Source organism: Paenibacillus sp. J31R109 (assembly GCF_059692055.1).
In genome coordinates, this window is record NZ_JCAUAR010000017.1 from 39485 (window position 1) to 60726 (window position 21242).

Consider the following 21242-nt stretch of genomic DNA (forward strand, 5'->3'; position numbering starts at 1 on the left):
AAGAAGGTGAAGAGAGTAAATGATAAAAGAGAATGAAATTATCAGTTTGATGCAAGAAGAGGCTTATAAGCCTATGTCCTATAAAGAGCTTGAGAAGCATTTTGGAGTTGGAAGTGCTAATGAATTTAAAGAGTTTATTAAAACGTTAAATAAATTAGAAGAGACCGGTCACATCGTAAGAAGCACTAATGATCGCTATGGCGTTCCAGAGCGGATGAATTTGGTGAAGGGCAAGCTGCAAGCGCATGCGAAGGGTTTTGCATTCCTAATTCCTGAAGATCGCGAGCATCCGGACGTCTATATCAACGCGAATGACCTGAATACAGCGATGAACGGCGATATCGTTTTTGTAAAAATAACAGCCCGCAGCCAAGGCGGCGGCCGCTTAGAAGGTGAAGTCGTGCGTGTTATTACGCGGGCGAATTCGCAGATTGTTGGTGTTTTTCAAAGCCAAGAAACGTATGCTTTCGTCATTGCAGATGATAAGCGGGTGACAAGGGATATTTTCATTCCACAGCATTCCTTTAAGGGAGCCGTTTCGGGTCAAAAGGTCGTTGTGAAGATTGTGAATTACCCGGAAGGGCGTTCGGCTGCCGAGGGCGAAGTTATTGAGATTTTGGGTCATAAAGATGATCCAGGTGTAGATATTTTGGCTATTATACGCCAACATCAACTGCCAGAGGCTTTCCAACCAGAAGTTCTAGCGGAAGCCGAAGCAGCACCAGATTCAATTACCGAGGAAGAAATCATCGGGCAAGGCCGTCGTGACCTTCGCGCGAAAACCATTGTGACCATTGACGGTGAAGATGCCAAAGATTTGGATGATGCCGTGAATGTGGAGCTTTTGGAGAATGGGAATCTGCGCTTAGGTGTGCATATTGCTGATGTGAGTTACTATGTGCGGGAAGGTACGGCGCTTGATATTGAGGCCTACAATCGCGGATGCTCCGTCTATTTGACTGACCGTGTAATTCCGATGTTGCCGCATCGTTTATCTAACGGTATTTGTTCGTTGAACCCGCAAGTAGATCGATTGACGATGTCCTGTGAGATGGAGTTTGATCAGGATTTGAAGGTCGTCAATCATGAGATTTTCACCAGTGTAATTAAAACAAAAGAACGAATGACCTACACGAATGTACGCAAGCTGCTGACAGGTGAGGCAGATCCGGAAATCGTGGAGAAATATGCGTATTTAATGGAAGATTTCAAACGAATGGAAGAACTAGCAGCTAGATTGCGTTCCAGACGGATGAAGCGCGGCGCGATTGATTTTGACTTCGAGGAGTCCAAAATCCTTGTAGATGCTGATGGTAAGCCTACCGATATTGTCAAAAGAGAGCGCTCCGTCGCGGAAATGATGATCGAAGAGTTCATGCTAGCCGCGAATGAGACCGTTGCGGAGCATTTCTCATGGTTGAAAGTACCGTTCTTGTATCGTATCCATGAAGATCCGGATCCTGAGAAACTGATGAACTTTATGGAATTCGTAACGACCTTTGGTTATGCAATGCGTGGTGGTAAGGGCGGGGCGATTCATGCTAGTTCCTTGCAAGCCTTATTAGAAGATATCAAAGATACACCTGAAGAAGCTGTTATTAGTAAAGTAATGTTGCGCTCGATGAAACAGGCTAAGTATGATGCACAGAGTTTAGGTCATTTTGGCCTAGCAGCGGAGTTTTATTCGCATTTTACATCACCGATTCGTCGTTATCCGGATTTGGTTATCCATCGAGTCATTCGTGAGGTGTTGGAAAACGGCGGAACGCTTCCAGATAAACGACATGATTATTTAGCTTCGCGTATGAACGATATTGCGCAACAGTCCTCCGAGCGTGAGCGTGTTGCCGTTGATGCAGAGCGAGATACAGAAGCGTTGAAGAAAGCACAGTACATGCTGGATAAAGTCGGCGAAGAATTCGAGGGGATTATCTCGAGCGTGACGGGCTTCGGTATGTTCATTGAATTAGATAATACGGTTGAAGGCTTAATTCGTTTGAGTGATTTGACAGATGATTACTATAATCATCACGAGAAGCAGCACGCGTTGATTGGTGAACGCACATCTAAGATTTATCGTTTAGGTGACAGCATTAAGGTGCGGGTTGCTCGCGTGAGTATGGAAGATCATACGATTGATTTTGAATTATTGGATATGAAGCCACGTAAAGAGGGCGGATTTAACCGCGGCGGTGGCGGCGGAGGTAAATTCAAAGGCGCAGGCGGGTTCAAAGGATTCCGCGGCAAGCCCGAGAACAAAGGTGGCAGGCCGGAGAAGGGTAAGGGCGGCTACAAAGGTAAGGGTGGCTTCGCCAAAACACAACCAGGCGGCAATCGCGGTGCTGTTGTTGGGCAAGATGCGGGGGCCAATCCGGGTGGTGATGCTTCTGGCAACCTATCAACAGGCAATCAAGGGAAGAAGCGTGGCCGTGCGGATCATGGCGCTGCTCGTCGCATTGAGATGGCAGCCCGCGGCAAATCCGAAGGAGCTAATGGAACGGAAGGACCTGAACAAAGTCGTAGAAGATCCAGAGGCAAAGGTTCAAATAAGACGGATGCGGGCGGCCGCGGTCGCGCTGATAACCATGCTGGAGGCGGGGATGGCAAAGCTGAGAACATTGCGGGCATTGGCACAGGCCAAGGCGGCTTCTCAGGTAATGCACCCGGTCAAGGGAAATCGCGCCGCGGTAAAGGTGGCAGTAAGCCTTGGAGCGATAAGCGCGAAAAAGGCGGTAAGATCGGCGAAGGCGGCAGCTTGCGCCAGCGTTTGCAATCCGTCGGCGCAGGGCGGACGGATAGTGGAGCGGGCCGCGGCGGCGAGCGCGGGCGTGGGGTGTCGCTTGGGGGCGAAGCCCAAGCGGGTGGTGGCGGTGGCGCTGCTGCAGAGCGCAGCGGCATCGATTGGGCGAGCGGCGTGAACGCGCTCGCCAAGGGCGGCCGTCGTCGGAGTGACGACGGCGATGGTAGCAAGAAGCGGCGGAGATAGTCGCCGGTTCTTGCTTTTCGGGCTTGATCTTGCTACAATAGGTTGCACATTGTAGCAAGATTTACCTGCATTTTAGCGTGCGGGAGGAGGATCTCACGTGGCAACTAAAAAGGCTGATGGCAAACTACTCGCTCAGAATAAAAAGGCTTCACACGATTATTTCATCGAAGATACGTATGAATGCGGTCTTGTCCTGACCGGCACGGAGATCAAGTCCTTACGGGCAGGTAAAGCCAACATTGGCGACAGCTTTTCGACGATACGGAATGGCGAAGCTTTTGTCCACAATATGCATATTAGCCCTTTCGATCAAGGGAACAGAAGCAATCCCGAAGATCCTACACGGACGCGGAAGCTATTGTTGAAGAAAGTGCAAATCGCCAAGATCCTAGGTCAAGCTAAGCAAGAAGGGTATACGGTTGTTCCATTAAAGGTATATATCCGGAATGGTTATGCGAAGCTGTTGATTGGTATTGGTAAAGGGAAGAAACAATACGACAAGCGCGAATCCGCTGCTAAGAAAGACGCTCAACGCGATATTCAACGTGCTTTGCGTGAGAAGCAGAAGATTGCTAGATAGCTTGGCTGTGTTGGAAGGTAACACCTTGTCTTCCATGAACCTAGTGTTCACTTTGTTGAGGCATGTGGTATACTAGTAATTGTAACAAAGAGATTTCAAGTGTAACTTGGCTCTACAGCTTGTCCTTTAACCTTCACCGTCTATGACGGTTACGAAGGCAATCCGGGGGTGTTCTTGGATTCGACGGGGATAGTTTGAGCGCGGGTTGCGGGTAGTGGGGCCGCGTCCACTATAAAACGCTAAAGCCTATTAAATGGCAAAACACAAAACAACTACGCTTTAGCAGCTTAATAACCTGTTAGCGTGCTTCTACTCAGCATCGCCCATGTGACTGGGATAGGGGCTCAACTATAGTGGGATACGACGTTTGGTCTCCGCCTGGGGTCGGACGTAGGAAGACAATCAGGCTGACCCAACGCATAGCCGGTTACGGGGCGATGCTCGGGTGACATCAAAACTGTGACTACACCCGTAGATGCCTGTGTGGCAATATTTTCGGACAGGGGTTCGACTCCCCTCACCTCCATACAAAGATGAGAGCACCCAATGAGGGTGCTTTTTTCTTTGTATGGGTGAGACTAGGGAGCAGAACCCATCTAGGGTTCAGTCCGCGCGGACCGGAGCGATAGTGGAGGGAGCACGGCATTGAAATGTACCGCTAGGGTCGTCATCGGAGAGTTGGCTTCGTAAGTAAGTTAGATGGACATTTCAATACTCCTCTCGGTTACTTGAACCCTTGTCCAAACAAAACCACAATAGTTAATGCTGGACAGGGGTACATCATGATTACTTAGCCTAACCATTGTGAGGCATTAAAATCCCGCTCGGAGGACGGATACTGGCTCGTTGATGAAGTCGCTGTCATTAATCGCTTTGACGATTCCGCTGTTGCCATGAAACGGTATTATAAATTGCATCGGGAGCAGCCTTATCGGGAATACGGCTTTTTTCACACGTCCCGCGAGAAACTGGAGCTTCGAGAGAAATGGGCGGGGGTACGGGGCCCCAGATGAACATAGATTTAAAGTATGGTTTACCCTTTATTGAAGTAACAATTTGTTATCGCGGTGAAGAACTACACTTGAAACATGTATTGCTCGATACCGGATCGGCGGGAACGATTTTCAGTGCGGATGCAGTGGACGCAGTTGGAGTGAAAATTGAGCCTGGGGATTTTCTAAACAAGATCAGAGACGTGGGTGGAGTAGAGGTTGTTTATTCCAAACATTTTGATTTTGTGAAGGTGGGAGAGGTTTCGCTGTCAGAGTTTGAGGTGGAAATCGGAGACATGAATTACGCCACTCCCTAAATAATTTCAATATCTAACGGCGCAAGCCAAGCCTCGGGAAAATAAACCTTTGTCCATATAAAACCACTTATACAAAAAAACTCGGCCTCTTTCCATACGGTAAAATACCGATGGAAGGATACCGAGTTTTTTTATGCCCTTATTCCAGATTGGCATGATTTTTAAACATAGTCGCACCTTGAAGTTCCTTTATCTCCATAAGGCTTAGTACGACCGTATCCAGCAGCAGCAGGAGGGCTTGCTCGAATAAGCTTCCCATAGGCTGCTTGGAGCTGCCCGATGTGCTTTCTTTGGTAGAAGCGGGAATGCGTACGACCGTAGAAGATAATTTACCTAAGGTTGATTCTGGTGCAATTGTAAGGGCAGCAACCGAGGCACCGATGTTTTGGGCTTTGGATGCCATCGCCGTTAAGCTTTTGGTCTCGCCAGACCCTGACCCAACCAGAAGAAGGTCGCCTTGGGTAATACCTGGCGTTATGGTCTCGCCTACCACATAAACACGGAGTCCCATATGCATAAGTCTCATTGCGAATGCGCGCATCATCAGCCCAGAGCGTCCTGCTCCTGCTACAAAGATCGTTTCAGCTGTCAAAATCTGCTGAGCAAGCTCATCAATCTCATTCGGTTGAATACCTTGAAGCGTGCGCTCCAATTCTTGAAGAATAGAGGATACAGATTGCAGCGTACTCATTTCCATTATCCCTGTCTGATCAGTTGCTGCATTTGGGCTGCAACTGTTGGTTTGTCTTCAACGCCGGTAATACCGCCGCCTACGATAACCAGATCAGGCTGTGCGCGGATGACTTCAGGCAGTGTCTGAAGTTTAATGCCGCCAGCGATTGCTGTTTTTGCCTGTTTTACGACACGCTTAATTGTAGCCAAGTCCTGAAAAGAGTTTTTACCCTCTGCTTGATGGTCGTAGCCGGAATGTACACAGATATAGTCAACGCCAAGGTTGTCGATTTCTACTGCACGTGCGGCAATATCTTTCACATTAATCATATCAACCATAATTTTTTTGTTTTGTTTCCGAGCTTCTTCCACAGCACCTTTAATCGTGGAATCGTCGGATACACCAAGCACGGTAATGATATCAGCTCCTGCTTCGGAAGCTTTCATCACCTCATAACCGCCGGCGTCCATGATTTTGAGATCGGCGAGTACTTTTAGCGACGGGAACTCCGTTTTGATTTCTTTAACGGCGCGAAGCCCTTCGTTGATCACAACAGGAGTTCCAATTTCCACGATATCGATATAAGGAGCTACCTCTTTTATAAGTTGTTTTGCCTCAGGGATGTTGACCAAGTCGAGTGCCAGTTGAAGTTCCATATAATGAAATGTCTCCTTTAGATGAATTATTATTTTAGGGATGACTTCATAGTAGGACGATACCGAAATTTATGGAAGTACGCACTTTCAAGTCAGTCAGTATCCTGCAGGATACTGTAAAGCGCAAAAAAGCAGACGCCATGCGGAGTCTGCCGGTTTGTAATAAATATATGCTCGTTATTTTTCAGTAGCGTGAAGTGGTATTAGCTCAGGATTAGAGGTTCTGCCGAGCACCTCTTCGCCATAATTTTTTCCCCAGTTGTACATCAGCTTAAGAATTGGGACGAGACTTTCTCCATATGGAGTCAGCTTATATTCAACCTTTGGCGGGACAACCGGATACACGGTTCGCTCGACAAGCTGGTCTTCTTCCAGCTCGCGGAGCTGGTTGGTTAAAATCTTTTGCGTGATATGGGGAATGAGCCTCTGAAGCTCACTAAATCTCTTCGTACCGTCGATGCCCAGATGCCAGAGGATAATAAGTTTCCACTTGCCTCCGATTAACGCGAGAGTAAGTTCTTTCTCACAGTTAATTTGATCAATTTCAATTCTAGAACGGATATCTTTCGCCAAAGCTTAAGCACCTCCACATTCCTATAGTGTCACAATAGATTACAGGATTATAGGGCATATGTCTATGAAAGAAGATGCCGAGTATTATCGTTTCTTTTGTACCAATATCCTGAATTTGTAAATTAGTGATATAATAAGGATACAGCGCAAGGAAGTTATAAGTGGTTAGATCAAAGAAATGATCTTATTACATCTGAATGGAGTTAACATCAATGCGTGATAGGCTTAAATTTGATTTGATACAGTATCAAAAAGCACATCAAAATAAATGGAATCAAATACTTCATTATTTTGCTTTTTTATGTGCCTTTCTTGCTTGGATTTTTTTAATTATTAATTTAAAAGTTACACTTGGTCTAGGGGTATTCCATTATATACTTTCATGGATTGGACATTTTTACTTTGAAAAAAATAAACCTGCTTCCTTTAAGCGACCATTATTAGGTTTTTATGCAGGGTTTACATGGTTCTTTTTGCGGAGTTTTGAACTGGTTACAGGTAGAAAGGTATTACCTTAATCCAATCAGGGGAAGGATCTCTTCATGAACATTTTTAAAAAGAAAAGCAATGGCTATATTTGTTCGTGCTGTGGTAAAAAACATGATGAACTTCCAATGAGTTATGGTAGTAATGCTCCATATTATTGGTTTCAAACAGAACCAGAAGAGAGAGATGCTAGGTTTAATCTTAGTTCAGACTTATGTGTAATGGACGACAAGGACTATTTTATACGTGGTAATATTGAAATCCCTATAATCGATGAAAAGACGACTTTCGTATGGGATGTTTGGGTTTCACTAAGCAAGAGTAATTTTGAAAAGGTAGCATCATATTGGACAAAAAAGGGAAGAGAGAAGGAGTTAGAACCAATGTTTGGGTGGTTATCAACTTCAGTCCCATGTTATTCAGAACAGACAATTAATTTAAAAACGATGGTACATACTCGCAAGGTAGGTATTAGACCTTCAATTGAACTTGAACCAACAGCCCATCCACTTTCAGTTGAACAAAGAAATGGTATTACAATGAGAAGGATTCAAGAAATAGCCGAGGGTATACTTCATATGAATGGTTAAATAAAACATGGATTTCATTTGTCAAGATTCAGGACAGATAAACGAGAATACCAAAAGGGGGAGCAAAACCCAATATGGATACTTCCTTTAAGATTTTTACATTAATATGGCTTATATTCATATATGCTTTAGTTGTATATCGTACTTTCATTAGCAAAAGTGATAAAAGACATACACGAGAGAATGTTGGTCTAATCCTAATATTATTTATATTGATTACGATTAGTAATCTATTGAACGTATATTTAAAAATAGGATTTTATCTAGTTGGTCTTATTCTAATGATTTTCACGCTTAGGAAAAACAGAAGGAGTCACATTGAATAAAAGAGTAAGTTTGATTGAATTCAGAACATAGCTGCTGCATATTTTGCGCAGCTTTTTCTTTTAATGAAGAAGTGTCCTGTAACGTATCGCAAAAACCATTTGGAATGAAAGAGCAATGTTACTTGAAAGGAATGATACAAATAATTTCACAAGCATTGATTATTCAAAACGATAAAGTTCTTATGGTTAGGCAGTACGTCGAACGTGGAGACATCGTATGGAATTTTCCAGGTGGCGGCATTGAGGAGGGGGAATCAGCGGAACAAGCATGTATAAGGGAAGTGAAAGAAGAAACCGGATACGATGTTGTTATTGAGCAACTCTTGGACTGTACGGACGATAAGTACACTTATCTAGCTAAGATTAATGGCGGAGAAATGTTTCTGGATTCTGAAAATGAAGCGAATGAAGATATTATTGAGATAGCTTGGGTATCAGTCAACGACGTAAATAAATGGGATACGTATACGATCCCTATATTTAATATTTATCATCGTTTATTGAAGAGATAGAAATATGTAAGAGAGCAATTAGTTTTGTACAAGGGGACTCCTATGATAAATCCACATTTCGGGACTAAAACAGAGATGCAATTACAGGTGTTAAACCAAATCAGTGCAATATGTTCAGGGATCGATTGCAAGTTCTGGTTGCGTGGCGGGTGGGCAATCGATTTTTTACTTGGGGAGGTCACTCGACCGCATGACGATATCGACGTAATTACATGGATACAGAATCGAGAGAAGTTAGAACAGGCTCTTGCAGAAGCGGGATTTGAAAAGATACCTGTGAAGGAGGAGTTTAGAGGTAGGCAGTCCGATTTCCGTAAGGATGACGTAGACATTACTTTTGGCTATATAACCAGTACTATGGATGGGAATCTTATTATGAATGGCTTGCCCGAGTGGGTATGGCGGTCTGATTCCTTGTCACAACAGAGTTATATGTTGAACAATATAACGGCACTTGTCTTAAGTCCAAGACAACTTTTGGAGGAAAAAGAGGTTTACGAACAAATTGGTAGGAAGCCTAGAAAAAAGGACTTAGAAAGCAAAAAGATATTGCATCGAATCATAGCAGAGTTAGATTAACTTGACTTGCATATTCGTGTTCTAGACACCCATTCGGGTGTCTTTTGTTTTTACGCTGGCGCGACCTAGGCAGTTCCAACCTCTCGAAAGTATAGAAATTCATAAAAAGTATCGTTTTTACTACAAGCAACCTTCGCTTAAGTGTGGTTTTCTACGCCAATTTCCGATTTACGCTGCTCCTGAAGCGATGGTAATCTGAGGTCAACCCAAAGGGACCAACACGACAAAAGGAGGAGACGATGTGGGGAGACGGGGAAGAGTTCTGCTCCGAAACGTACCATTGCTCATAATGACATTGCCGGGATTGTTATTGTTGCTGGCATTCCATTACTTACCGATCGGCGGCATCTTGATTGCATTTAAGGATTTCAGTTATTCCGGCGGAAGCTTACTAAAGAATTTTGCTAATAGTCCTTGGGTGGGTTTGAAGAATTTCTCATTTTTCATCCAAACGCCAGACGCGTTCATTATTACACGGAATACGATTCTGTATAATTTGGCGTTTATCGTTTTAGGGACGGTTATCGCGGTACTCATGGCGATTGCTTTTAACGAATTGAGGAACCGAAAGCTGGCTAAATTGTATCAAACTACACTGTTACTGCCTTATTTTTTATCGTGGATAGCGGTGAGTTACTTGTTTTACGGTTTTCTCAGTGTGGATATGGGCATCATTAACAATTCTATTTTAAAACCACTAGGCATTGCCCCTGTTGCTTGGTACAGCGAGGCCAATCTGTGGCCGTTCATTCTGGTGTTCGTGAACATTTGGAAGTATGCCGGCTATAACTGCATTGTATACTTGGCCGCTATTATCGGGATCGACCATGACTATTATGAAGCCGCTTCACTAGACGGTGCATCGAAGTGGCAGCAGGTCCGTTACATTACGATTCCGTCGATATCCCCTGTCATCATCTTAATGGTATTGCTGGCGATCGGACGCATGTTTTTCGCGGATTTCGGTCTGTTCTACCAGGTACCATTAAATTCCGGCGCAATTTTCAATACAACGAATGTAATCGATACATACGTATATCGCGCATTGATGAACAGCGGTGATATCAGTATGTCCTCGGCTGCGAGTACGTTTCAATCATTTGTCGGCTTTGTGCTAGTTCTCCTCTCGAACTGGGTCGTACGCAGAATCGATAAAGAGAAAGCGATTTTCTAGGAGGAATTACTATGAAAGCCGAAAGCAACATGAATGCCATTTCGCCCTCCACGAATGCGGTCATTCATCTTGTATTTATTGCTATGAGTCTTACTTGCATCATACCTCTGGTGCTCGTCGTCGCTGTCTCCATATCGAATGAACAGAGCATTGTTACCGATGGCTATCGATTCATTCCTGCCAAGTTATCACTGGATGCTTACCGTTACTTGTGGCAGGAAAATCGTATGATTATGAACGCCTATGGCGTGACGATTTTTACAACACTTGTAGGTACGGTACTAAGCCTCCTTATCATTGCCTTATTCTCCTATCCATTATCTCGGCGCGACTTCGCTTACCGCAAGCTGTTTACGTTTCTGGTCGTTTTTACACTGCTTTTTCAAGGCGGTTTAGTTTCTTGGTACATGGTAACGACGCAAATTTTGCATTTGAAAAATAATATTTGGGCGCTGATTATCCCGCACCTATTCAATGGTTGGTATGTCATGATCATGCGTACCTATTTCCAGACGACGATTCCAGATGCCGTACTTGAATCAGCGAAAATCGACGGGGCAGGGGAGTTTCGGACTTTTTTCTCAATTGTCCTGAGGCTGTCTCTACCTGGGCTGGCCACGATAGGGCTATTCAATGCCATTGTGTATTGGAACGACTGGTGGCTGCCGCTCATGCTGATTACTGATGATAAGCTGCTTAACATGCAGTACCTCATGTACAAAGCGCAGAGCATGGCCAATTACTTGTCGAGTGCTAGCGGAGAGCATTTTGGTACCGTGATGCAAGTAGCACCGCCTTCACTGACGCTGCGGATGGCGCTGGCGGTAATTGGGATCGGGCCGATCGTGCTGGCTTATCCATTTTTCCAGAAATACTTTGTAAAAGGGCTTACGATTGGCGCTGTCAAAGGCTAAACCCAGGAAACTGGTTGGCATATAAACGATAAATGAGGAGGGTTTTCATTGGTACAACGAAATCGCACTTGGTTTGGGTTACTAAGCGTGGCACTTGCAGTGACTGTAGCTGGTTGCAGCAGCACGAACACAACAACACCTGTGAGTTCACCAAGTACTAGCACTGCGGCCACTACGCCGGCTAAGCAAGAATTATCGCCATACGTAATTGATTGGTACATTATCGGAACAGGGCCACAACCGGACAACGAGCTTGTCGAAGCCGAGGTCAACAAAATTATTCAACCCAAAATTAATGCAACATTGAAAATGCACATCATTCCTTTTGCCGATTATGATACGAAAATGACAGCGCTGCTTGCCACTGGGGAAAAGGTCGATATGATGTTCACTTCAAATGGAAATATGAACTACAGCTCCTTGGTAGGTAAAGGCGGCTTGGTAGATTTGACAGATAAGCTGGATAAGCTTGCGCCAGATGCGAAAAAGCTGCTTTCCGAAGGCTTCCTTGAAGCGAGCACAATCAACGGTAAAGTGTATACACTTGCTGCCTATAAAGAGAAGGGTTCCTGGCTAGGTTTCACGGCCAATAAAGCACTCGTCGACAAGTACAAGGTTGATCTGAATAAAATCAATAGCTTGGAAGACATGGAGCCCTATTTGAAGCAAATCAAAGACAATGAGCCGGGTATCACGCCGTTGTTTGCCGCAGGAGCTTCCAAGATTCCAAACGTGAACACACGATATTTGTGGAATGCTTCGCCGGTGCAATCGCTCGTTTTGAATAAAGAGGGAACCGCTTACACACTAGAGTTGGATGAAGCGCCTTACATGCAAACGCTCAAAACGTTATATAAATACTATCAGGCTGGTTATCTCCGTAAGGATGCTCCAGTATTGAAGGCAACGAATGACGATAAGGCAAAATCAATGTTCAGTTTTGCCCAATTAAAGCCGTACGTTGACGTACAAGTGTCTAATCAATTGGGCGTGCCATTCGTTTATCACAATTTTGGCAAGCCGATTACAACAACAAATGACCTCGTAGGCTCCATGATGGGCATTCCGACGAATTCTAAAAATCCGGATCGCGTACTCATGTTCTATAACATGATGTATACGGATGAGAAGCTGATTAATCTAATTGGTCGCGGAATCGAGGGTAAGCACTATGTAAAAACAGGTGACAAACGGATAGATTTCGCACCTAACACAGAAGGCGGAAAGAAATCAGGTTACAACCCAAACACAACTTGGGCATACGGGAATCAGTACCTTACCTACTTAATGCCAGGTGAGCCGGATGATATTTGGGATCAATTCAAAAAGTTTAATGGAGAGTCGGAAGCTGTTCCTAACTTAGGATTTAACTTCGACAGCGCACAATTGAAAACGGAAGTCGCAGCGATCAAAAACGTGGAGACGGAGTTCCGTCCGATCCTCGAAACAGGCTCTGTGAATCCGGAAGAGTTCGTACCCAAGTTCAAAGAGAAGTTAAAGGCGGCAGGAATTGATAAGGTCATGCAAGAAATGAATAAGCAATATAACGAGTGGAAGGCTGCGAAGAAAAAATAGAACCTTCCAGGGAGGCTGTACATGGATATCCGCAAGCGTTTACAAGGGAGTCGATACTTTTCTAGACTTTTGCTCTTTCTGTCTACCTTGATTTCCGTTGTCATTCTTGCGGTATCCTACATCCTCTACGTGCAGTTCGTCGGGATCGAAGAAAAACGAACCTATGATTATGCGGAGGAATCTCTTTCACAAATCAGCACAACAGCTGATGCGATGTTGGAAAATGCCAAAATGGCCATCTCACAGGTGCTATTAGATAAAGAAATTCCTAAAATTTTTTATCAGAATCAGCTAGATGCTGTAGAAATGAAAACGGTTTCCGACCGGATTAGTCTCATTGCTTCCATGCCTTTCTTACATTCCGTTTATTTATATAACGAGAAGCTGGATATGTTTTACACAAATACGACAGGACTTCTCCCGGGTTCATTTTTCAGTGATTCTGGCATTACTCAGCTGCTTAAAAATTTTGATCCAGCGAACAATTTGAAACCCTACACGCGCGTTATCCCGCATACGACGGATTTTGCCAACATGGATCATAATGTGTACACCTTTATTTACTTTGAGCGTCTAGGGCCAGGCAGCAGCTACGCGATCGTCCTGAACATTTCCGATTCATGGATGAAGAAGGCCATTACGTCCATGGATAAAAAGAAAAACGGCAGTATTATTATCATGGACAATAATGGCGTACTCGTAAGCAGCGTGTACCATGATCAAATTCTAAGTGACGTATCGCGTCAAGCGTTTGCGCAGCGCATTCTGCATTCCCAGGAATCATCGAATCATTTTATTGGGGATGTCGATGGTGTGAAATCACTTGTGACCTTTAATTCATCGAATTTACTCGGTTGGAAGTTCGTCAGATACACACCTTACAGCGATGCCGTACATGAAGTCGATGCCATGAAGAAACGCACCATTGCGATTTCAATCTTTCTTTTGCTTATAGGGTTCACATTGTCCTATACATCCTCGCGGATTTTAAACCGTCCGATAGCGGATATGTCAAAGCTGCTTGTGCAACAACATAAGGCAATCAATGAGAGTTCTCATACGATAAAACAAGAATTTTTACGCAAATGGCTGAACTCCGAGCAGCCTCAGTCGCTGAACAAGAGCGCACCGCTTTATGCGAATTTAAGAGTTACGCTAAACGGTACAGAGCCCATTCGGCTATTGCTGTTTCGGATCGATGGTTTTAAAGCATTTACTTCACAGTACAGTTTCAAGGATCGCAGTTTGTTTCGTTTTGCGATGATGAACATAGCGTCAGAGCTGCTATCGCAGTATGATGCATGCGAGGCTGTCGATGCTGGGGATGATCATATTGTGCTTATTGTGCAAGGTAAAGGAGCGGGTCATCTAGCTGGTGTTGTCCGTGAGATTCAGCATAATATTAGCACGCATCTCAAATTTAGTGTGACGGCCGTATTATCAGCACCGTTAACTGCTCGTATCGCAGGTGTCAGGGATTTGTATATGGAGACATTGGCAGCTTCGCAATATCGATTGTTTGCCGGTTGGGGATCCGTCATCGATTTCGCAGAGGCAAAGGAGCTCGATGTCCGTCAACTTCGGTACCCCCTTCACAAAGAGGAGCAGCTCACAGATGCATTAATGTTGGGTCATATGGAGGATGTTCGAAGCATCTGTATGACGATTTTGGATACGATGGACGGCTACTCCTATAAGAGTTTCCATCTCACGGTGTTCCGATTGTTTTTTGCCATTCATATGGTCGTCGATACGCTTGAGAAAGCATCTGGCTATGAATTCGATATTCCGTTTCATGATCTATTCGCTCATTTTTCTGAGCAGGAACGGCTTACAGATATGAAGATCGCATTTACTTCTTTATTTGACCATATTGAAGATAAGCTGGGAGAGAAGAAGAACGCCAAATACGACGAACTCATTCGCATTATTACCCAAATGATCTCAGCACAATATATGCGTGAGGATTTAAGCCTCGACACGATCGCTGAAGCGTTAAATATGTCTCCCGTATATTTGGGTCGGTTAATCAAGAAATATACCTCGAAGACGTTGACTGATTTTATCAATGAGTATCGTATGGAAAAGGCGCAAGAGCTTTTGCGCGAAACCGATAAACTCATCGTCGTCATTGCAGAAGAGACCGGCTTTGCAAGCAACAGTTATTTTGGCAAGGTGTTTAAAAAATATCAGGGTATAACGCCTAATGAGTATCGACTTCGAACTCGCAACGCAGCTCAATAACGAATCCTTCGCAGGCATCGAGCCGCTGTAGAAGAAAGGAATTAATATGAAACCACAAAACCTCATTTATACGTACGTGAGTATGGCTTCGCATTATGATACGGATTGGGGCCACGGCAGCCCAGATGAAGGGGTTGACAGGACGGCCCGAACGGCGCATAAGTATGGGATACCTGTCACTTGGATTGTAAACAGCGGCTCCATTCCCTTACTCGGGGACCGCATTCGAGCCTGGCATGACCAATATGGTGATGATGTCATCCTAAAATGCCCGAACTATTATCGGGATGCACGCAAATCTAAGGCGAAGTTGAGAGAGCTACTAGATACAGAATGGCAATGCCTTCAAGAAGCATTCCCATGGGCAACGACCAAAATTGCGGGATCTGGCGTTGTAGACAGCGATGTTATCGGCGTGCTCGAGGATGCAGGATTCCAAGGTTTGTGGGGCTATTGCTGGGAGCAGGTGTGGTGGGACGGTATTACGAACCAAGGCGTGCCCTGGGGGTTCTGGTACGTGGACCGTGATCGATATAAAATCCCTCATCAAGGTCGCGGCCAAATTGTGGCTTGTGAATGGACCGCGCGCGATCTGAATTTGTCGTATCACACAACAAGCCCATGCGTGTATTCGACGGATCCCAACGATGTGCTGAGAGCGGGTCTATGTACAGGTGAGAATATCGACTACTGGAAACACCTGTTCGATGATTATTTGCGGGGAACGGCTGTGAATGACCGTGTCTTTTTCCTCCAGCATCAAGAGGCGCATGAGATGGAGGTTAGCGAGGCGTTCGCGGTATATCCGTTCTCACATGTCGAGGCGTGCGATGCGATGCAGGAGTTGTTTTTTCAATACGTGCGCGAATTCCCAGTTACTCTAGCAACACTGCCGGAAGCTGTCCGTATGTATCACGACAAGCGAGAAGAAACAGCTCCAGCCTACATGTTGACGAGTGATTCGCCGGTTAAACCGGAGATCAACGAATATACAATGACGCTCGGAGGAGTCGGGCAGGGCCCTTGGCCGGATACGCTGTTTTACTATGACAAAGACTGCCAAATGGCCTTCCTGAAAGGCGAGAACAAGCCGCGGATGATGCGAAATTATGTGGGCAAATGGAACATGCAAGAAGAATTCTCGGAGCCTGTGCCGCCTGTGTATGTAACGCATTACGTGAAAACAGAAGAAACAATCGAACTGGTCTATGAGATCGGGCCTTGGCCGCCGATGCCGTTCGGGCTCGCGTACTGGGATAATTTAGAGGGCTATGAGATTGAAGCAAGTGTTGATGTGATTTCAGCCAAAATGATTGAAAATCAAGTTGCCATGTTTCGTCTTCAACTGACTGGACCGAAGAAGCAAGTTGCTGTAACGCTTCGCAAACGCGTAGGTTGATGCCAATACATCGGCTCATATAGAGAACCCGCTCACGGAGCGGGTTTTTCCTGTGAAAGGGTAGGCTTTTAGACGAAATGTAGACAAGGGTTATTAGATATGAACAGGAAATTTTTAACTGAATACTTGGCATGTGATTCCATGTTATATTGTGTACTGCTAAATAAAGTATCAATAGGAACTATTTACAACACACATGATTTAGCACCTTGGAGGAATTACAACAACATGAAAAAGATTTTATCAACTATCGTAACGGGTGCACTCCTACTAACTATGGCAATCCCAGCAATGGCAGACACCTCTGCAAATTCATTCTCAGATATTAGTGGTTCATTCGCCAAAGACGCCATCAATCAGCTTCAAAAAGAAGGTATCTTAACGGGGATGGATGCTGAGCATTTCAATCCTAAAGGAACGTTGACTCGCGCACAATTCATCGTAATTATGGTGAAATCCTTAAACCTTCCAATTGATAACAAAGCTGTATCAAGCTTCACGGATGTTGAAGGTTGGGCAGTTCCGTACATTGAAGCGGCTAAAAAATACGGTATCATTGATGGAATAAGTGATCGCATGTTTGCACCAAACACGACGCTGACACGCGAACAATCAGCAGTAGTCATGGTGAAAGCTTTGCAAAAACAAGGGGCAATCGAAGATTCCGCAGAGCTTACAATCCCTGACGCAGCAAGTGTTTCTAATTGGGCTAAGAAATATGTAGCACTTGCCTTCAAATATAAGCTGGTTACAGGTAGTGAAGATGGTTCATTCAATCCGCAGGGTACCGCAACGCGTGAAGAGGCTGCACAAATGGGCTCAAACTTCATTGAGAGTGTAGAGCAAGTCAAAGAGGACAATAAGCCTGCAACATCACCGATACCTACAGCAACACCGGCTCCCATACCTACGGCAACACCTGCACCAACTCCTCCTCCCGCATCAACTGGTGGTGGTGGCGGTGGCGGCGGTGGTGGATATCTACCGCCAAGCGATACCGCAGCGCCAACAGCACCAACAAACTTTGCATCGTCAGACATCACCCAAACAGGCGTGACATTGAGTTGGACGAGATCGACTGACAATGTAGGCACAACTGGCTATGATGTTTATCAAGATGGCGTCAAGGTTGCGACTGTAACAGGATCTGAATCTGGCATAACAATTGGTTATACGGTAGATGGATTAACGGCGAATACTAGCTATGTATTTACAGTAAAAGCAAATGATGCGGCAGGTAACGTATCTTCAGCTAGCGCACCATTGACAGTGACTACATTGGCCAACGTGGTAGTTACACCAGCACCAACTCCAGAACTTTCAGAGGACACATTCGCCCAAATTCAAAATGGGATGTCCAGAGAGCAAGTAGCAGCTATTTTTGGAACGGATGGTGAACTAGATACAACAGGAAATTCATTTCCAGTATTGGGAACAAATTATACGCAAATGTATAGGTCAGCGGATGGGGTTTCAACAGCAGCGCTGTATTATGTTGATGGTAGAGTGGTATTAAACTACGGCTTTCTCCCTGTTACACCATCCCATTTAGGCACACTTGCCAATTATGATCAGGTTAAAGTAGGAATGACCAAAGCAGAAGCAGAGTCATTGTTAGTTACACCGAATGATTGGAGCAGTCCGTATGGTGAAGAAACGACATGGATAAAAAACAATGCCACCATAGTAAACAAATATTGTGGAGCAACTGATTTTAGTGGAACATGGTTCGCCTATGTCAATGAATCGTTAACACAAAATGAGGGCGTTGTAAGACATGCTATTCATGTTCAATATATCAATGATGTTGTGGCGTTCGTGTACAATGGATATCTTGGAAATATAGAATGGTCTGCAACAACGCCAGTACCTATTGATCCGGTTACTGGTCAGATCGTGCTGGACCGAACGACTGTTGCAGCTGGCGAAATTCCACCGGAAATGAATGAAATAGATTACATCAATCTTAAGAATAATGAACAATCACTGACCGTGTTTTATTTCGGATTGCAAAATTGGGCTGTAGCCCAAGATCTTGGCTTTTATATTGCAGCAGGTGGATTCCCTTGGTACCGCAATAGTCCAGGCGGGGTCACCGTAACGGGAGCAGATGATACAACGATCAATGTCGTGGCTGATTACCTAAGTAATCATTATCATCTCACTGTAAAAAGGATAGATAATGTATCCACAGTGGACTTCCCTGGGCAATACGTAATTACGGTTTCAAATCCAGCATTAACAGGAGTAATCATTGATATTTAAAATGAGAGGGGCACATGGATAGCCATCCTCCCCCCTCACCTGCATACTGCCACTACGTGTTTAGATGTATAAACTACAGCTAATTTGCATGAAGTTTGAAGATATGAGCAAATGGAAGGGAATTAACTACAGGAAATACAGTTAACCTTTCGAATTGTAGAAATCCTCTTCAAATAGATGGAGAATATCCAGTTAGATTGCAGGAAGCGAAAGGAAGCAGGTTCATGACTCAAAGGTCATGAACGAAAAAGAGGGCTGTTTTCGAAAAGTCTAGATCGACTTTTGAGACAGCCTCTTTCTCGTTTCCTGACGTCAATACTTATGCTAGGCGTTTATGCTCAAATACGAATTTGAAAATTTCTTCTGCAGATCTGCCCGTCATAAATTGTGCAACGAGTTGCTTAGTTGCAGCAGCTTCTGTCCATGAGTTCGATTCCATCAGAACTTGAATGGCATTGCCGAGGGTCTGAAAAAATGCTTTTTGCATCTCTTGCGCTGCTTTTAGTTCTTCTTCGTTCGAGCGGATGCCCGATGATTCTGGTTTTCGCTCCTTGGTCGCTTGGGATAGGGCTTTACGCAGATCCTCTACGCCAAGATCCGTGCAATAGGCAGGTGATCCGGGTTGTAGACGCCAGGATTCTGCTAGTTCACCAGCATCAACTGGATCGAATCCTGCCGCGGCCACCAATTGGGATACGATAGCTTTAGCTTTAGTATCGTCGCCGGATACGGGTAACGCCAGGCGGCCAGGCAGTTCCGACTGAATTTCCTCCGTCAAGTTATACCAATTGGTGGCATTGAACGCTTTGATAACTGGGTGCTTGATTTGCTGCTCGACCCAGAGGCTTTCAGGCAAACCATTCTCGATAGGCTCAATTGCGCCGTCGCGGTGCAATGGATAATAGTTGGTGGTATCGATAACAACCGCTCCCGGAGCGATGTTTATGAGTAAGTCCGAAGGCAAATCCAGAATTGCCTTTGTTGGAATGGAGATAATAATAACGTCTGCGCCATGAGTGACATTGTCGACCGTTGCGGCCGTTGCTCCTGTTTCCTTGGCTAGCTGATGCAAAGCTGGGGAGTTACTCGAATTCGCGATAGAAACAGTGTGTCCTTTGCGAGTGAAAATCCGGGCAAGGTTACCTCCGATATGCCCCGTTCCGATAATAGCTATTTTCATATTGACAACCTACCTTCTTAGATTTTTTGTTTTGGACACGAATAAGTGACCGTAGTCATTATGACTGAAGTCAGTATACTCCGGTCATATTTGTGCTGTCAATACCCCCGAGTAAATCTTTGACTAATTAAAAACAAATGCGTTATAGTTGTTGGTGTGGAGGGGTTGTAGGATGATGGAAAAGGTAACGAGTCGGCACCTGAAGGGGAAAGCCACCAAGAAAAGGATATTCGCCGTAGCGAAGGAACTCATCTTGACCAAAGGATACAACAACGTTACAGTGGATGAAATTTGCGAGAAATGCAGCCTTTCTAAAGGGGCATTTTATGTTCACTATAAGTCGAAAGAGGATATCGTCAGAAAATTATTTCGAGACGATATGTTCGAATATATGGATGAGAATTTTGCGAAATATATACTTGAAAATAAAGATGCATCTCCAGTGGACAAGCTGAAAACTTTTATTATGGTGGCATTAGGCTTTCCATCCATCGTTGGAGACGAACTAACTAAACTCACTTTTGTTGTTAATTTATCGCAAAATTCAACTGAGCCTGCCTTCTTTTCAGACTGTATTGAGCAAAATCTGTTATATGAGGCTATCGGCGATGGAATATCGCAGTCATTATTCAGGAATGATTTATCTGTCGAAGAAATTGTGAATTATGTTTACTCTTTTTTGACAGGAGCTTTCATGACATGGTGCCTTTCAGGCTCTTCTTACGACATCGTCAGAGAGAGCGACAAATATGTGGATGCGCTAATAAGAGGTCTCCGATAACACTAAAAATGACATAACTGATCACACCGAAGCTTGAGAAATCAAGCTTCTTTTCTATGTCCCGATTATCAATAAGTGGGAAGATAGTATTTTAAATTAGACAAATCTGGAAGATTGACAAACAAAAGTGACCGAAGTATACTGACTTTAGTCATTTATTTGATACTCTTTGTAGAAGAAAGGATGAGTAAAGATGGAACACAATACGCTTAAATATGATATAGATTTCGACAATGCTTCTTTATTTGGTCATTATGTAATGGTTATTAGTGATAAGGAAATTACAGAAGGAGGCTTAATAGAGGGTTATAACGAAGACCACGTTAGCATCAGCGGTAAACAATTTGCACGTAAACAATCATCGTTTATTCACATGCCTCCGCCACAAATGTATATGTTCCCAAGAAAGTAGGGGGACCGTCATAGATACATTGAGCACA

19 protein-coding genes and 1 other RNA gene are annotated in these 21242 nt (G+C 44.4%); 16 read left to right on the forward strand and 4 right to left on the reverse strand.

Annotated features, from left to right (window positions below; all coding sequences use genetic code 11):
* The first annotated feature begins 19 nt into the window (after positions 1 to 19).
* From rnr to AC58QT_RS29110, 4 genes are all read left to right on the forward strand, one after another.
* The gene (gene rnr, locus AC58QT_RS29095) at positions 20 to 2986 is read left to right on the forward strand and encodes a ribonuclease R (protein WP_497412019.1); all 2967 of its coding nucleotides are present in this window, start codon (positions 20 to 22) and stop codon (positions 2984 to 2986) included.
* Between the two features lie 97 nt (positions 2987 to 3083).
* Positions 3084 to 3566: an SsrA-binding protein SmpB gene (smpB, locus tag AC58QT_RS29100; protein ID WP_057310204.1), complete on the forward strand. Its 483-nt coding sequence runs from the start codon at positions 3084 to 3086 to the stop codon at positions 3564 to 3566.
* A gap of 164 nt (positions 3567 to 3730) precedes the next feature.
* Positions 3731 to 4095, forward strand: a transfer-messenger RNA (tmRNA) gene (ssrA, locus tag AC58QT_RS29105).
* Between the two features lie 480 nt (positions 4096 to 4575).
* Entirely contained in the window at positions 4576 to 4875 is a 300-nt protein-coding gene (locus AC58QT_RS29110) for a retropepsin-like aspartic protease (protein ID WP_497412020.1), read from the forward strand.
* Between the two features lie 139 nt (positions 4876 to 5014).
* On the opposite strand, the gene hxlB is transcribed toward AC58QT_RS29110, so the two are convergent.
* From hxlB to AC58QT_RS29125, 3 genes are all read right to left on the reverse strand, one after another.
* On the reverse strand, positions 5015 to 5566 hold the full coding sequence (gene hxlB / locus AC58QT_RS29115; RefSeq protein WP_497412021.1) for a 6-phospho-3-hexuloisomerase: 552 nt from the start codon (positions 5564 to 5566) through the stop codon (positions 5015 to 5017).
* A 5-nt stretch (positions 5567 to 5571) separates the two neighbouring features.
* Positions 5572 to 6204: a 3-hexulose-6-phosphate synthase gene (hxlA, locus tag AC58QT_RS29120; protein ID WP_497412022.1), complete on the reverse strand. Its 633-nt coding sequence runs from the start codon at positions 6202 to 6204 to the stop codon at positions 5572 to 5574.
* Between the two features lie 177 nt (positions 6205 to 6381).
* A complete protein-coding gene (locus AC58QT_RS29125; protein WP_497412023.1) occupies positions 6382 to 6777 on the reverse strand; it encodes a winged helix-turn-helix transcriptional regulator in 396 nt (131 codons plus the stop codon).
* A 212-nt stretch (positions 6778 to 6989) separates the two neighbouring features.
* On the opposite strand from AC58QT_RS29125, the gene AC58QT_RS29130 reads away from it, so the two are divergent.
* The 10 genes from AC58QT_RS29130 to AC58QT_RS29175 all read left to right on the forward strand — a co-directional run bounded on the left by AC58QT_RS29130 (position 6990) and on the right by AC58QT_RS29175 (position 18841).
* The gene (locus tag AC58QT_RS29130; protein WP_497412024.1) at positions 6990 to 7295 is read left to right on the forward strand and encodes a DUF962 domain-containing protein; all 306 of its coding nucleotides are present in this window, start codon (positions 6990 to 6992) and stop codon (positions 7293 to 7295) included.
* A 24-nt stretch (positions 7296 to 7319) separates the two neighbouring features.
* Positions 7320 to 7853 (forward strand): DUF2199 domain-containing protein, encoded by a 534-nt coding sequence (locus tag AC58QT_RS29135; RefSeq protein WP_497412025.1) that lies wholly within the window; start codon positions 7320 to 7322, stop codon positions 7851 to 7853.
* A 457-nt stretch (positions 7854 to 8310) separates the two neighbouring features.
* Complete coding sequence (locus tag AC58QT_RS29140) at positions 8311 to 8691, forward strand: NUDIX hydrolase (RefSeq protein WP_497412111.1); 381 nt, start codon at positions 8311 to 8313, stop codon at positions 8689 to 8691.
* A gap of 42 nt (positions 8692 to 8733) precedes the next feature.
* The gene (locus tag AC58QT_RS29145) at positions 8734 to 9270 is read left to right on the forward strand and encodes a nucleotidyltransferase domain-containing protein (RefSeq protein ID WP_497412026.1); all 537 of its coding nucleotides are present in this window, start codon (positions 8734 to 8736) and stop codon (positions 9268 to 9270) included.
* A 241-nt stretch (positions 9271 to 9511) separates the two neighbouring features.
* Positions 9512 to 10444, forward strand: coding sequence for an ABC transporter permease (locus AC58QT_RS29150; protein ID WP_497412027.1), 933 nt, complete (start codon positions 9512 to 9514; stop codon positions 10442 to 10444).
* An 11-nt stretch (positions 10445 to 10455) separates the two neighbouring features.
* Complete coding sequence (locus tag AC58QT_RS29155) at positions 10456 to 11358, forward strand: carbohydrate ABC transporter permease (protein WP_497412028.1); 903 nt, start codon at positions 10456 to 10458, stop codon at positions 11356 to 11358.
* Positions 11359 to 11406: 48 nt separating this feature from the next.
* On the forward strand, positions 11407 to 12933 hold the full coding sequence (locus tag AC58QT_RS29160; RefSeq protein WP_497412029.1) for an ABC transporter substrate-binding protein: 1527 nt from the start codon (positions 11407 to 11409) through the stop codon (positions 12931 to 12933).
* Positions 12934 to 12954: 21 nt separating this feature from the next.
* A complete protein-coding gene (locus AC58QT_RS29165; protein ID WP_497412030.1) occupies positions 12955 to 15177 on the forward strand; it encodes an AraC family transcriptional regulator in 2223 nt (740 codons plus the stop codon).
* A 46-nt stretch (positions 15178 to 15223) separates the two neighbouring features.
* A complete protein-coding gene (locus tag AC58QT_RS29170; protein ID WP_497412031.1) occupies positions 15224 to 16576 on the forward strand; it encodes a hypothetical protein in 1353 nt (450 codons plus the stop codon).
* A gap of 228 nt (positions 16577 to 16804) precedes the next feature.
* A complete protein-coding gene (locus tag AC58QT_RS29175) occupies positions 16805 to 18841 on the forward strand; it encodes an S-layer homology domain-containing protein (RefSeq protein ID WP_497412032.1) in 2037 nt (678 codons plus the stop codon).
* 319 nt (positions 18842 to 19160) lie between these two features.
* On the opposite strand, the gene AC58QT_RS29180 is transcribed toward AC58QT_RS29175, so the two are convergent.
* Positions 19161 to 20021, reverse strand: a complete 861-nt coding sequence (locus AC58QT_RS29180) for an NADPH-dependent F420 reductase (protein WP_497412033.1) — start codon at positions 20019 to 20021, stop codon at positions 19161 to 19163.
* Between the two features lie 172 nt (positions 20022 to 20193).
* Between AC58QT_RS29180 and AC58QT_RS29185 the strand changes: the two genes are divergently transcribed.
* Together AC58QT_RS29185 and AC58QT_RS29190 are read left to right on the forward strand one after the other, a co-directional pair.
* Positions 20194 to 20802, forward strand: a complete 609-nt coding sequence (locus AC58QT_RS29185; protein WP_497412034.1) for a TetR/AcrR family transcriptional regulator — start codon at positions 20194 to 20196, stop codon at positions 20800 to 20802.
* A gap of 193 nt (positions 20803 to 20995) precedes the next feature.
* Positions 20996 to 21214, forward strand: a complete 219-nt coding sequence (locus tag AC58QT_RS29190) for a hypothetical protein (RefSeq protein ID WP_497412035.1) — start codon at positions 20996 to 20998, stop codon at positions 21212 to 21214.
* The last annotated feature ends 28 nt before the right edge of the window (positions 21215 to 21242 follow it).

Bases quoted from the DNA above. Each gene is read 5' to 3' on its own strand.
- AC58QT_RS29130 (WP_497412024.1), top strand. From the start codon at position 6,990: ATGCGTGATAGGCTTAAATTTGATTTGATACAGTATCAAAAAGCACAT.
- hxlB (WP_497412021.1), bottom strand. From the start codon at position 5,566: ATGAGTACGCTGCAATCTGTATCCTCTATTCTTCAAGAATTGGAGCGC.
- AC58QT_RS29155 (WP_497412028.1), top strand. From the start codon at position 10,456: ATGAAAGCCGAAAGCAACATGAATGCCATTTCGCCCTCCACGAATGCG.
- AC58QT_RS29110 (WP_497412020.1), top strand. From the start codon at position 4,576: ATGAACATAGATTTAAAGTATGGTTTACCCTTTATTGAAGTAACAATT.
- rnr (WP_497412019.1), top strand. From the start codon at position 20: ATGATAAAAGAGAATGAAATTATCAGTTTGATGCAAGAAGAGGCTTAT.
- AC58QT_RS29165 (WP_497412030.1), top strand. From the start codon at position 12,955: ATGGATATCCGCAAGCGTTTACAAGGGAGTCGATACTTTTCTAGACTT.
- AC58QT_RS29135 (WP_497412025.1), top strand. From the start codon at position 7,320: ATGAACATTTTTAAAAAGAAAAGCAATGGCTATATTTGTTCGTGCTGT.
- AC58QT_RS29185 (WP_497412034.1), top strand. From the start codon at position 20,194: ATGATGGAAAAGGTAACGAGTCGGCACCTGAAGGGGAAAGCCACCAAG.
- AC58QT_RS29140 (WP_497412111.1), top strand. From the start codon at position 8,311: ATGATACAAATAATTTCACAAGCATTGATTATTCAAAACGATAAAGTT.
- hxlA (WP_497412022.1), bottom strand. From the start codon at position 6,204: ATGGAACTTCAACTGGCACTCGACTTGGTCAACATCCCTGAGGCAAAA.
- AC58QT_RS29170 (WP_497412031.1), top strand. From the start codon at position 15,224: ATGAAACCACAAAACCTCATTTATACGTACGTGAGTATGGCTTCGCAT.
- AC58QT_RS29175 (WP_497412032.1), top strand. From the start codon at position 16,805: ATGAAAAAGATTTTATCAACTATCGTAACGGGTGCACTCCTACTAACT.
- AC58QT_RS29190 (WP_497412035.1), top strand. From the start codon at position 20,996: ATGGAACACAATACGCTTAAATATGATATAGATTTCGACAATGCTTCT.
- AC58QT_RS29145 (WP_497412026.1), top strand. From the start codon at position 8,734: ATGATAAATCCACATTTCGGGACTAAAACAGAGATGCAATTACAGGTG.
- AC58QT_RS29180 (WP_497412033.1), bottom strand. From the start codon at position 20,021: ATGAAAATAGCTATTATCGGAACGGGGCATATCGGAGGTAACCTTGCC.